The sequence below is a fragment of the Primorskyibacter flagellatus genome, assembly GCF_014638275.1.
Taxonomy (GTDB): Bacteria; Pseudomonadota; Alphaproteobacteria; order Rhodobacterales; family Rhodobacteraceae; genus Pseudooceanicola; species Pseudooceanicola flagellatus_A.
The window spans coordinates 2,335,802-2,347,917 of record NZ_BMFJ01000001.1 but is presented as its reverse complement, the minus strand read 5'-3'; the positions used below and the strand labels follow the sequence as shown (position 1 = coordinate 2,347,917).

General features: G+C 65.4%; 13 protein-coding genes and 1 riboswitch. Of the genes, 6 read left to right on the top strand and 7 right to left on the bottom strand.

Going from position 1 to position 12,116, the window contains the following annotated elements; translation table 11 throughout:
- Positions 1-39: 39 nt before the first annotated feature.
- The 5 genes from IEV87_RS11665 to IEV87_RS11645 all read right to left on the bottom strand — a co-directional run bounded on the left by IEV87_RS11665 (position 40) and on the right by IEV87_RS11645 (position 4,742).
- Entirely contained in the window at positions 40-477 is a 438-nt protein-coding gene (locus IEV87_RS11665; protein ID WP_188477845.1) for a hypothetical protein, read from the bottom strand.
- 101 nt (positions 478-578) lie between these two features.
- Positions 579-1,823 (bottom strand): agmatinase family protein, encoded by a 1,245-nt coding sequence (locus tag IEV87_RS11660; RefSeq protein ID WP_188477844.1) that lies wholly within the window; start codon positions 1,821-1,823, stop codon positions 579-581.
- A 9-nt stretch (positions 1,824-1,832) separates the two neighbouring features.
- Entirely contained in the window at positions 1,833-2,678 is an 846-nt protein-coding gene (locus IEV87_RS11655; protein ID WP_188477843.1) for an ATP-binding cassette domain-containing protein, read from the bottom strand.
- Positions 2,679-2,820: 142 nt separating this feature from the next.
- Positions 2,821-3,633, bottom strand: coding sequence for an ABC transporter permease (locus IEV87_RS11650; protein WP_188477842.1), 813 nt, complete (start codon positions 3,631-3,633; stop codon positions 2,821-2,823).
- 50 nt (positions 3,634-3,683) lie between these two features.
- A complete protein-coding gene (locus IEV87_RS11645) occupies positions 3,684-4,742 on the bottom strand; it encodes a putative urea ABC transporter substrate-binding protein (RefSeq protein WP_188477841.1) in 1,059 nt (352 codons plus the stop codon).
- Between the two features lie 92 nt (positions 4,743-4,834).
- Positions 4,835-4,937: riboswitch (guanidine-I (ykkC/yxkD leader) on the bottom strand.
- A 172-nt stretch (positions 4,938-5,109) separates the two neighbouring features.
- Between IEV87_RS11645 and IEV87_RS11640 the strand changes: the two genes are divergently transcribed.
- A complete protein-coding gene (locus tag IEV87_RS11640; protein WP_188477840.1) occupies positions 5,110-5,361 on the top strand; it encodes a YdcH family protein in 252 nt (83 codons plus the stop codon).
- Here the strand turns inward: IEV87_RS11640 and IEV87_RS11635 are convergent.
- Both IEV87_RS11635 and IEV87_RS11630 read right to left on the bottom strand, forming a co-directional pair.
- Positions 5,346-6,746 (bottom strand): helix-turn-helix domain-containing protein, encoded by a 1,401-nt coding sequence (locus IEV87_RS11635; RefSeq protein WP_188477839.1) that lies wholly within the window; start codon positions 6,744-6,746, stop codon positions 5,346-5,348. The two genes, IEV87_RS11640 and IEV87_RS11635, sit on opposite strands and share 16 nt — an antisense overlap.
- An 86-nt stretch (positions 6,747-6,832) precedes the next feature.
- Entirely contained in the window at positions 6,833-8,044 is a 1,212-nt protein-coding gene (locus IEV87_RS11630; protein WP_229737543.1) for a multidrug effflux MFS transporter, read from the bottom strand.
- 273 nt (positions 8,045-8,317) lie between these two features.
- Between IEV87_RS11630 and IEV87_RS11625 the strand changes: the two genes are divergently transcribed.
- The 5 genes from IEV87_RS11625 (at position 8,318) to IEV87_RS11605 (ending at position 12,034) form a co-directional block, all read left to right on the top strand.
- Positions 8,318-9,850 carry an acyl-CoA carboxylase subunit beta gene (locus tag IEV87_RS11625; protein ID WP_188477837.1) on the top strand — a complete coding sequence of 511 codons (1,533 nt, stop codon included), beginning with the start codon at positions 8,318-8,320 and terminating at the stop codon, positions 9,848-9,850.
- A gap of 7 nt (positions 9,851-9,857) precedes the next feature.
- Entirely contained in the window at positions 9,858-10,598 is a 741-nt protein-coding gene (locus IEV87_RS11620) for a DUF6497 family protein (protein WP_188477836.1), read from the top strand.
- A 211-nt stretch (positions 10,599-10,809) separates the two neighbouring features.
- A complete protein-coding gene (locus IEV87_RS11615) occupies positions 10,810-10,950 on the top strand; it encodes a hypothetical protein (RefSeq protein ID WP_188477835.1) in 141 nt (46 codons plus the stop codon).
- A gap of 81 nt (positions 10,951-11,031) precedes the next feature.
- Positions 11,032-11,427: a hypothetical protein gene (locus IEV87_RS11610; protein ID WP_188477834.1), complete on the top strand. Its 396-nt coding sequence runs from the start codon at positions 11,032-11,034 to the stop codon at positions 11,425-11,427.
- 388 nt (positions 11,428-11,815) lie between these two features.
- Complete coding sequence (locus tag IEV87_RS11605) at positions 11,816-12,034, top strand: hypothetical protein (protein WP_188477833.1); 219 nt, start codon at positions 11,816-11,818, stop codon at positions 12,032-12,034.
- Positions 12,035-12,116: the final 82 nt, after the last annotated feature.

Genomic DNA, 12,116 nt, shown 5'->3' with positions numbered 1-12,116 from the left:
GGGGGGCGTCGGCAAGTGCGAGAGGCCCCGAAGCCGCCGTTACCCCTTCAGCTTCCCTCTCAGAAATGTCCGGATATCCAGCCGGTCCTTCTCGTCCATCGAGACATAGACAAGCGCCATGTTCGTCCGTTCCCGCACCATCTCGCCCGGATAGGGCAGGTAGCTGAGCTCCCGCGATCCGAACGAAGGCGAGGCCGTGCCGACCTGCCATTCCGTCGTCAGCTCCACGTCCACCAGCTTCAGGGCGGTTGCCCCGCCGGTCCCGGGCCGTTCCAGCGGCACCCCGGCCAGCCGCAGGTAGGCCGCCTTGTCGGCGGCCTTCACGAAACCGTCTATGAACTGGGTCGCCAGCACCTGCAGGTCGGCCGCGTCGTCGTGATGGTGCAGATGCGAATGCAGGTGATCCGCGTCCTGCGGATGATTGTGATCGTGCGGATGATGGTGGTCGTGATGGTCATGGTGATGATCATGCGGCATGCCGGGTTCCTCCCTGCCATCCAACGTTTCGTCTTGCCGGAAATATCCCGGGGAGCGCGAGGGGCAGGCCCCTCGCTCCCGCCATCTCCATCACTGCGGCTTCAGAAATGCGGCGCATCATTCGACCAACGCTTCCCCGAGAACTCCCCGTGCGGAATGCTCACCGGCTTGTCGATATGCTGCTTGTGCTTGCCGAGCGTGCCATGCGCCACCATCGCCCCCAGGACGTCCACGATCACCCGCGTCCCCATCAACGCCGTGATGTCCGAGGTGTCGTAGGGCGGCGAGACCTCGACCAGTTCCATCCCGCAGATCCCCTGCGCCGCGACCTTGGACGCCAGCGCCAGGGCCTCGCGCGGCAGGAACCCGCCCGGTTCCGGCCAGCCGGTGCCGGGCACGAAACCGCAGTCGATACTGTCGATGTCGAAGGACATGTAGACCATGTCCACCCCGTCCCAGGCCATCTCCAGCGCCATTTCTGCGGTCTTGTCGATGCCCATCTTCTCCATGTCCGACATGGTGATGATGTTGGTCTGGCGTTCGCGCGCGACCTTCACCGCCTCGCGCGGGACCTGCCAGCCGCCGATGCCGACCTGCACGAGGTTCTTGGCTGGCACGTTCGGCAGGTTGGTCGAATGGAACCACGGCGTGGTGTGCATCCGCTCGTCCAGATCCTTCTCCTGGATGTCGGCATGCCGGTCGAAATGCACGATCCCGATCTTCTTGGAGGTGCACTCGGCGATCCCCCGCACACAGGGAAAGCCGATGGAGTGATCCCCCCCGATCATGATCGGCAGGGAACCCGAGGAGAACACATGGCTCACCGCCCGCGAAATCTGGTCGAAACTCTTTTCGAGGTTCGCCGGGATGGTGAACACGTCCCCCGCATCGCACAGCGTCATCTGCTCCCGCAGGTCGACCCCGATCTCGTAATTGTAAGGCGTGTACAAGGCAGAGATCTTGCGCACCCCCTGCGGCCCGAACCGTGTGCCCGGCCGGTAGGTCGTGCCGCCGTCGAACGGTATCCCCAGAACGGTGGCGTCGTAATTCGCCACCTCCAGCACGTCCTCCGCATAGGGCGCCTTCAGGAAGGTGTTGATCCCCGCGTAATGCGGCAGCTCTCCGCGCGCGAAGGTCGGGATCGACTTGTCCTCGATCGACTCGGCGCCGGTCAGGCCCATGCGCAGGGCCCATCTCCGCTCTTCCTCCCAACGATCGCCGGGGATGTCCTTCTCCGCCTGCATGGCCTTCCAGCCAAGCAGCTTGGTCAGGTCCGGATGATGCGCGCGGCGGTCGGGCAGATGCCGGTCGCGCGGATGGTGGGAACGGGTTCGGTCGGAAAACATCTCTGTCTCCTAAAGTCTTGGCCCCGTCGGGGCGGCTTCCGGGCCTTGGTGGTCCCTGACCGCGGAGCCCGGCAGCGCGGAGAGGGGGAACTCCGGCGCGAGGCCGGGGAACTGGTCGAGAAGGTGCTGGAACGGCATCCCGCCATCCCGTGCATCGAAATCGTAGGTCACGGTGGCACCGTACCGGTCGGGATAGTCTGCGTCCCATCTGGTCTTGTCAAAGACCAGAACACGGTCGCCCAGCTTGAAGCCCTCGGACAGGTCGTGGGTGACCATGAAGACGGTCATGCCCGTCTCGGCCCGCAGCTCCATCAGGAAGTCATGCATCTGCAGCCGCGTACCAGGATCGAGCGCGCCGAAAGGTTCGTCCAGCAGCAGGATGCGCGGCCGTGCGGCAAGTGCCTGCCCGATGGCCAGGCGCTGTTGCATGCCCCCCGACAGCGTCGCCGGATATTGCCCGGCGACATGCGACAGGCCGATCCGCGCCAGCACCGCGTCGGCGCGGGCCAGCGCCGCTCGGCGTTCGGCGCCGAAGAATCGCCCCGAGGCCCGCTCAAAGCTTTCTCCGGCAACGATATTCTCGCGCACGGTCATATGGGGAAAGACCGAATACCGCTGGAACACCACCCCGCGCTCGCGCCCCGGTTCGACGGCGGGCGGATTGCCGTCGATGCGGATTTCGCCCTTCACGGGCCGCTCCTCTGCCAGCAGCAACCGCAGGAAGGTGGACTTGCCGCAGCCCGAGGCGCCGACGATGGACACGAACTCCCCCTCCGCCACGTCGAGGTTCACCCGTTCGAGGATCGGCCGGTCCCCGTAGCTCTGGAAGATGTTGCGGACGGAGACGAAGGTCATCTGCGGACACCCCCTCCCTCTCCCTCCCCCCGCCGGGGGGAGGGAAGCACAGCTGTCGGATCAATGCGCATACTGGCACCACAGGCGCGGGTCCCCCTCCCCCTGACAGGGGGAGGGCCGGGGAGGGGGCGCACCACCGCCCTCACAACCCCGCCCCCGTCCACGGAAACGCCCGCCGCGCCAGAAGCCGCAGCAGCCAGTCCATCACGAAGGCCAGCGCCGTGATCCAGATCACGTAGGTCAGGATCACATCCATCGCGAGATACCGCCGCACAAGGAAAATCCGGTAGCCAAGCCCGACCTCCGATGCGATCGCCTCTGCCGCGATCAGAAACAGCCAGGCGGGGCCAAGCGCCAGCCGGATGCACTGGATCAGCCGCGGCATCACCTGCGGCAGCACCACCCGGCTGGCGATCACCCGGGACGACGCGCCGAGCGTTTCCGCCTTCACGATCATCTCCCGCGGGATCTCCATCGTGCGCCCCGCAAGGTCGCGGATCATCACCGGGGTGATGCCGACCACGATCAGCACGACCTTGGACACCTCGCCCAGGCCGAAGACGATGAACAGGATCGGCAGCACCGCCAGCGGCGGCACCATCGACACCACCGCGACGAAGCCCGAGAAGGTTTTGCGCACGTGTGGAAGCAGCCCGATCCCGATGCCCGCGACCAGCGACACCAGCGCCGCGATCCCCACGCCAAGCGCCAGTCGCCGCAGCGACGCGCCGGTGTCATGCCACAGCAGGATCGCCCCCGTCCGCCGGTCGCCCTCGGTGAACAGCCGCCCCGCCGTCTCCGCGATCTTCGTCAGTGACGGCAGCAGCCGGTCCTGCGGGTTCGCCGCCAGCCGGATCTCGGAGCTCACCGAATAGGCGACCAGCGCCGCAAGGAAGGGCAGCGCGGCGAGCACGAGAGCCAGGACACGGCCGGGATGTCGATTGATCAGGCGCATGGCGGACGAGAAATGACCAGATGACCGGATTTGGTCATCTGGTCATTTTTTCACAGTTCGCCCGCAATCGCCATGTCGGCGAATTCGGTGGTGAAGCGGAACTTCACGTTCCCCGCATCGCCCGAGGTGTCCCCGCCGACATATTCCACCCCGACGAAATCGGCCGAGGGCGCGCCTTCCCCAAGGATGCCCTTGTCGAACAGGAACTCCGCCACCGTGGTCATGGTGCCCGGCAGGTCCGAGGTTTCGACAAATTCCTTCATGGATTCAGGTGTGTAGAACATCGCCGTCGCCGCCAGCTGGCGCTTGTAACCCTCAAGGTCCGTGCCCGCGGCCTCTGCCATCTCCGTCAGGGCGGCGTCGCCCTCTGCCGAGCCCGAGGACATGAGCGCCATCGTCTCGAACCACGCGCCCGTCACCGCCTTGCCGAAATCGGGATTGGCAGCCAGCACCTCGGTGTTCACGAACATGATGTCGATGATTTCTCCGGGAATGTCGGAACTATCGTAAAGCTTTGTCGCCTCTGGTTTTTCCATGATCGTTTCGACCAGTGGGTTCCAGGTCACGACGGCCTCCACGTCGTCCGTTTCAAACGCCGCGATCATGTCCGCGTCCGAGGTGTTGATCACCCCGCCGAGATCCGCCTCGCTCATCCCGACCTGGTCCAGCGCGCGGGCCAGCAGGTAATGCGACACCGACAGTTCCACCAGGTTCACCGGCTTCCCCTTGAGCGAGCCGAGATCGCCTTCGCCCTTCAGGATGATCGCGTCATTGCCGTTGGAATAATCCCCTACGATCAACGCGGTAGAATCCACGCCCGACCCCGCCGGGATCGACAGCGCGTCCATGTTGGTGGCCGACACGCCGTCGAAGGCGCCGGCGGTGAACTGGTTGATCGACTCGATGTAGTCGTTGATCTGCACGATCTCGACGTCGATTCCGTATTTCTCGGCCCACTTGTCCATGATGCCGGAGCTTTCGATGTAGCCCCAGGGCATCCACCCGGCGTAGATCGTCCAGGCCAGCTTGAACTCGGTCCTTTCCTGCGCCGCGGCGGGCAGGGCCGCGAGAGTGGCCAGCGCGGCGGCGGCAAGCTTTTGTTTCAGCATGATAAAATTCCCCGTCGTGCGTTCCGCAAATTATGTGAAAGGCCGACCGCAGGCGGAACATGGAAAGCTGGCGCGGGCGACCCGACGCAGTTCTCTCCCGGGATTTTGCCCCGCCGTGTACCGGGGCGGAGTTTGCCGCCCGGCGGCATCTCTCGGACCTGACCCAAATTTGGCGGAACCCTAGACACCCTGCCTCCCCAGGGCAGCACAGCGCGCCGGTTCAAGTAAAGCGCCATGATCGTTCGCGCGCCGCCCGCACCGGATCCTGCCGAAAGATTGGGCAGTCTCCGCCGGTTTGATCCCGATCAAGGCCGCGCGTGAGGAATCGGTATCCTCTGCTCCCGGCACAGAGAAAAGGACCAAGCCCATGTCGAACACGCCCCATGAACTGCACGACGAATTCCCCGACCTCGCCGACCGCATCACCATGCTGAAACAGGTCGATGCGCATTTCGACCGCATGGCCGACCGCTACCACGCGCTGAATCGCCAGATTCACCGGGCCGAGACGAATGTGGAGCCGATGGACGACCTCACCATGATCGGCCTTCGCAAGGAACGCGGGACGCTGAAGGACAGCATCTACGCCATGCTGCGTTCTGTTCAGCCGACCTCGTAGGGCAGGGTGCCGCGGGCGTTGACGTTTATGGTCAGCCGCCGTTCCAGCGGCGGCACCGACCGCTGGTGGCAATGCTCCCGCTCGCAGATCCGGCAGGAGATTCCGATCGGTTCGAAGGTTTCCGGCCGGGTCAGGTCCAGATCGTCCGCGTAGACAAGGGCAGAGGCATGGCTGACCTCGCATCCAAGGGCAATGGCGAACCGCCGGTCCGGTGCGCCCCAGCTTCCGCCCGGCTTGCTCACGTCCCGCGCGATGGAAATGTAGCGCACCCCGTCCGGCGTTTCCGCCAACTGGCGCAGAAACCGGCCCGGCGTCTCGAAGGCGCGGTGTACGTTCCATAGCGGACAGGCCCCGCCGAACCGCGCGAACTGCAGCCGCGTGGCCGAATGCCGCTTGGTGATCGTGCCCGCCTGATCGACCCGCACGAAGAAGAAGGGGATTCCCTTCGCGCCGGGCCGTTGCAGGGTGGAGAGCCGATGGGCCACCTGCTCGATGGAGGCGCCGAACCGCAGGGCGAGGATTTCCACGTCATGCCTTACCTCGCGCGCGGCGTCGAGGAACGGGCCATAGGGCATCAGCGCCGCCCCGGCGAAGTAGTTGGCCAGCCCGATCTTCGCGATGGCCCGCGCGGCGTCGGACTGGAAGCGGGCGAAATCCAGCGTCGCCTCGATCAGCTTGTCATATTCCAGCAGCGCCAGCTGCAGCAGCAGCTGGAACGTCTGGGTTTCCGGCGCGGCGCGGCGCGACAGGGTCAGCCGCTTGGTGTCGGGATCGTAGCTGCGCAGCGCGGGCGTGTCGGCAAAGGCGACGGTGATCCCGCTGTTGCCAAGCCGGGACACCGCGCGCACCCGGATGTTGCGGTCGGGCTGGGCCGGGGTGGCAAAGCTTTCCGCCGCGCGATCGACCGCGTCGATGTAGTTGTCGCAGTAGTGGAAGAAATCCCGCACCTCGTCCCAGGGGGAGGGCAGGGTGCGCGCGTCTTCCCGCCCCAGTGCCTCGTCCAGGGAGGCGAGACGTTCGTGCGTCTGCCGGTAGGCGCGGTGCAGGTGCAGGAAGGCGCGGGCAAGGGCGGGAGCGTTCGATGCGGTGAGCCGCAGGTCCGGCAGAGGCGGGGCGACATCGGCCAGGATCGGATCCGCCATCGCCTCGCGCATGTCGGACACCAGCCGTTCGCTGTCCCCGGTGGACAGTTCGGTGACGTCGAACCCGAATTCCTGCGCCAGGGCCAGCACCACGGTGGTCGACACCGGACGGTTGTTGTTTTCCATCTGGTTGAGATAGGGAAGGGACACGCCGAGCTTCCCGGCGAAATCCTTCTGCGTCAGCCCGAGCCGTTGCCGCGTTTCGCGAAGCTTTGCCCCGGCGTAGAGTTTCTTGGTCGCCATGCCCATCCCGGATTTGCAGTTTGCTGATTAGCGAGGCTAGCTTTGCAAAGATCGGTGGACAAGCGGTTAACGTGCCCCGGCGGGGACTACATCATCCGCAGGCCAAGCTGCCGTTCCCGCCAGATCACCAGCAGGATCGACCCCAGCCCCGCGACCACGGTCAGGAACATGATCCACAGCAGGGGGAACTCTCCACTGCCCGGTGTCAGCATGGCCCCCGCCAGCGCCGAAAGCGCCGCGCCGCCGAGGATCTGGATCGACCCGCCCAGCCCAGACGCCGTGCCCGCCAGATGCGGTCGCACCGACAGCATCCCCGACGTGCCCGAGGGGATCACCAGCCCGTTGCCAAGCCCGACGAAGGTCATGAAGCCGAAGAAGACGAAGGGGGACGACAGGCCGCCGTAGGACAGCGCCAGCGCCGACGCGAGGCCGATCCCGACGATCAGCGTGCCGGCGAGAATCATCCGGTTCACCCCGACCCGCGTTGCGTAGAGGCCGGTCAGCCAGTTGCCGAGGAAATACCCGATCGCCGGCGCCCCGGTGAAGTATCCGAACTGCGCCGGGGTCATCCCGAAGACATTGGAGGCCACGTAGGGCGCGCCGCCGAGGAAGGCGAAGAACGCGCCCGAGGAAAAGGCCGTCGCAAGGCAGTAGCCCCAGAAGCGGGGGGAGGTCAGCAACTCGGGATATTCCGCGAACTGGCCCCAGAGCGACCGGTCGCTTGGCGTCCCGGTTTCGCCGAGGTCGACCCAGACGATGACGAAGACAGCCGCGCCGAAGGCGAGCAGCACCCAGAAGGTCGATTTCCAGCCGAAGGCCTGATCCAGCAACCCGCCGATGGCCGGGGCGACCATGGGCACGACCGACATGCCCATGACCACGTAACCCAGCATGGAGGCCGCCTTTTCCGCGCTGTTCATGTCCCGCACGATCGCCCGCGACAGCACCATGGCCACGGCGACGGTGGCCTGCAGGCAGCGGAAGATCAGGAAGGTGGTGATGTCTGGCGCGTAGAGGCAGCCGAGTGTCGCGACGCAGAACACCGCCAGCCCCCACAGGATCACCGGACGCCGCCCGTACTTGTCCGCGATCGGTCCGACGAACAGCTGCAGGACTCCGTTCACCGCAAGGAACACCGCGACGGACAGCTGCACGTAGCGGTATTCGGTGCCGAAATGTTCGGTCATGCTGGGCAGCGACGGCAGGAAGATGTTCATCGCAAGCGCGGTCATCGACGCCAAAAGGATCAGCGTCACCAGATGCGGCGGGGTGCGGTTTTCTGAGCGGATGTCGGGCATGTCTCGGGCTTTCGGGCCCTGACGGGCAGCGCCGGACACCATGTCCCCTGCCGCCGGGATGTGCAAGATGTGGCGGTCGGATCCTTTTGCACCTCCGGGGGTGGTGTTTTTGCACGGCCGCGCCGCGGGCCGCAGCGGTTAGCTGATTTGCAGTTTTCCTCACTGATCGTTGCAAGGCTTTGCAAATTTGCCAAATCGCCCCTTTGTTCAAGCGACAACTGGGAATATGGTCCCGCGCATGCCGCAACGGACCGGAGCGAAAGGGAGCCACTCATGAAGGACATTCTTCAGGAATTGCAGGAGCGCCGGGAGTCGGCCCGTCTGGGCGGCGGCCAGAAGCGGATCGACGCGCAGCACGCCAAGGGCAAGCTGACCGCACGCGAACGGATCGAACTGCTGCTCGACGCGGACAGTTTCGAGGAGTTCGACATGTTCGTCGCGCATCGCTGCACCGATTTCGGGATGGAGGAGCAGCGTCCCTACGGCGACGGCGTCGTCACGGGATGGGGCACGATCAACGGCCGCATGGTCTATGTCTTTTCGCAGGATTTCACCGTCTTCGGCGGCTCACTCTCTGAAACCCATGCCCAGAAGATATGCAAGATCATGGACATGGCGATCCAGAACGGCGCGCCGGTCATCGGGTTGAACGATTCCGGCGGGGCACGGATCCAGGAGGGCGTTGCCTCTCTCGCCGGGTATGCCGACGTGTTCCAGCGCAACATCATGGCCTCCGGCGTGGTACCACAGATTTCCGTCATCATGGGGCCCTGCGCCGGCGGCGCGGTCTATTCCCCGGCGATGACCGACTTCATCTTCATGGTGAAGGACAGCTCCTACATGTTCGTCACCGGCCCCGACGTGGTGAAGACCGTGACGAACGAGGTCGTGACCGCCGAGGAACTGGGCGGTGCCTCCACCCACACGAAGAAATCCTCCGTCGCTGACGGCGCGTTCGAGAACGATGTCGAGGCGCTGGCCGAGGTCCGCCGCCTTGTCGACTTCCTTCCCCTCAACAACCGCGAAAAGCCCCCGGTCCGCCCCTTCTTCGACGAACCGGGCCGGATCGAGACCTCTCTCGACACGCTGATCCCGGAGAACGCGAACTCCCCCTACGACATGAAGGAACTGATCCTGAAGGTCGCGGACGAGGGCGATTTCTACGAGATCCAGGAGGATTTCGCGAAGAACATCATCACCGGCTTCATCCGGCTCGAAGGCCAGACGGTCGGCGTGGTCGCGAACCAGCCGATGGTGCTGGCCGGGTGTCTGGATATCGACAGCTCCCGCAAGGCCGCGCGCTTCGTCCGCTTCTGCGATGCGTTCGAGATCCCGATCCTCACCTTCGTCGACGTCCCCGGCTTCCTGCCCGGGACGGGGCAGGAATATGGCGGGGTCATCAAGCATGGTGCGAAACTGCTGTTCGCCTATGGTGAGGCAACGGTCCCCAAGGTCACCGTCATCACCCGCAAGGCCTATGGCGGCGCCTATGACGTGATGGCGTCGAAACACCTGCGCGGCGACTTCAACTACGCCTGGCCGACGGCAGAGATCGCCGTGATGGGCGCGAAAGGCGCGGTGGAGATCCTCTATCGCTCCGAACTCTCCGACAAGGAGAAGATCGCCGAGCGCACGAAGAACTACGAGGACCGCTTCGCCAACCCCTTCGTCGCGGCCGAGAAAGGCTTCATCGACGAGGTCATCCAGCCGCGTTCGACCCGCCGCCGGGTCGCCCGCGCCTTTGCCTCTCTGCGGGGCAAGAAGCTGCAGAACCCCTGGAAAAAGCACGACAACATTCCGCTCTGAAGGTCTGATGACGCGCAACAACTGGCATATCCTGCGCGCGGATCGCGCGGTCACGGTGGCGCGGGTCCTGCCCGTTCGCTTCGACCTGCGCGAGACGACGCGGCTGCCCGCGGGGGCGGTGTCGCTGACCCGGCTGGCGCAGCAGGTGCGGCAGGACGTCTGGCGTGCGCTGCGCCGGATGGGCGGTTTTGCACCGGCGGTGCGTGTCAGCCATGAAATGGACACGATCCTGGTGGAAGCCGGGGGGCGGACGGAGCGCCGCGCCCCCGCCCGCGCAGGGGAGGACCTGCGCGCGGTGCTGGAGGATCCGGACAATCGCCGACGCTGGCTGGCCCACGCGGGCCGGCGGGCGCAGGCACTGGTTATCGTCGCGGCCATGGGGGTGCCCTGCACCGCCGCGACCACGGTCCGGGGTCAGGAGGAGACCCCGGCCGTGCCATCCGGTCTGCCGATGACGCTTCAGGAGGCGCGAGAGGAGCTGCAGCCCGACGGTACGCTCTGGCTGCGGCTGCGCTATGTGGCGCCGGATCTGGCGACGGGTGGCTATGCCGCGGTAGCTGACGACTTTGCCGCGCTCTGCGCGACGCAGGCCCTTGGATACCCCACGACGGACGGGCAAAAACCCGCTCAGGCGGTGATCTCGATCGCCTCCGCCCCGGTCGATTTCGCCACCACGGCGCCCGGCGTGATGCAGGTCTTCGAAGCCTTCCGGATCGAGAATGACACATGCGTTTGGGAGGAATTCTGATGCCCATACAAAATCTGGGGATCATCGTCCGGACTGCCTGTGTCGCTGCGACTTTCCCGTCACAGGATTCGCGACCCCCGCGCGCCCCGTATGAAACCGTTTTGATTTGGGCTATGTTTGGGTCAGGCGTTTCCCAAGACGCGCCCACAATCCGACGGAGCGGGGAATTTCCCGGCCTCCGTTCGGTTGGCAGTTTGAACAGGAGAACCAGATGTCCAAGAGCATCAAAATCGTTTTCGCCCTGGGTCTCGTCGCCCTCGGCGCCGCTTGTGCCCAGCCGGAGCCCGAGTACGTTCAGGTCGCACCCGAGCCGATCTCGTCCGAACCGGTCTACACCGGCAAGTACAAGTAAGCACTACCGGGGCGCGGCCTCACGGCCCGCCCCGTTCCCCGCCTGCGCGCCCTTGATCCCGTCCGTGATCCGGAGGGCGCCATGCTGAAGCATCGCGGGTTCCCCGGCCGTCTGCCGGGATCGGATTTCCAGTTCACCATCCGCCGCGCCAACCCGCGCGGTGTCACGCCGATCATCCGGCGCGAACGGTTCCGTGACCGCAAGGCCATCGACCGCAAGGCGGACGAGGTCTTTTTGACCGCGCTCTGGGACCATTTCGGGACCGACCCTTTCGAACGCGGCAACCTCGACGCCGGCCGCCTGTCCTGGCTGTTCGGGCGCGAGGTCGTCCCGGCAGAGGACCCGTTCGACCCCGCCGATTACGACGCGCTTCTCAGGATAGACGAGGCGGTTGCCCGCCGGTCTTTCCCGCAGGCCTTCGAACCGACGGAGTGGGACGACGCGGAAGAAGAGGACGACAGGGAGGAGGACTGGTGATCCGGATCGCCCCCGCCCCGCGTCTCAGCCCCAAGTTGAGCAGGTTTTTGCCAAGCCCCGGCGAATTCAGGCAGATTCCGGCCCAAGAAGTCGACGATTTCGCACGGCACTTTTCCGCACCGGGAATCGGATGCAGCATCCGTCTGGTCGCCTTCGGGCCTGTCCCGGTCCGGAACGCGGCATGTCACTACCGTTACCCTTCCCTAACAGGGCGGTCTGATGTCCCCAAGGTCAGACCGCCCGCCCTTTTTCCGGACCACTGTCAAAGCGCCCGGCTCCGCCCCGCGGGGACTCGGCGATTTCCTGCTCGCGTCGAAACATCGCGGGAACTTTTCCGCGCGCGGCGTGTTATCTCCCGGATACGCAAATTTCGAGGAGTAACGGAACAATGCGCAGAGCAAAAATCATCGCCGTCGCCTTTGCAGGTTTTGCAGGGCTCGCGGCTTGCGGAGACACCGTCGGGGAACAGGCCCTCGCAGGCGGTGGTACGGGCGCTGCCGCGGCAGCACTCACGGGCGGCAATGTCGGCACCGGCGCGCTGGTCGGGGCAGGTGCAAACATCGCGTACTGCCAGACCAACCCGAGCGCATGCCCGAGCCTCAACTGATTTTACGCTGAACACCGCGCGCCGGGGCCAGTCCCCGGCCGCACCGAAAACGACGAACCCCGTAGCAGCCTGCGCTGCCGCG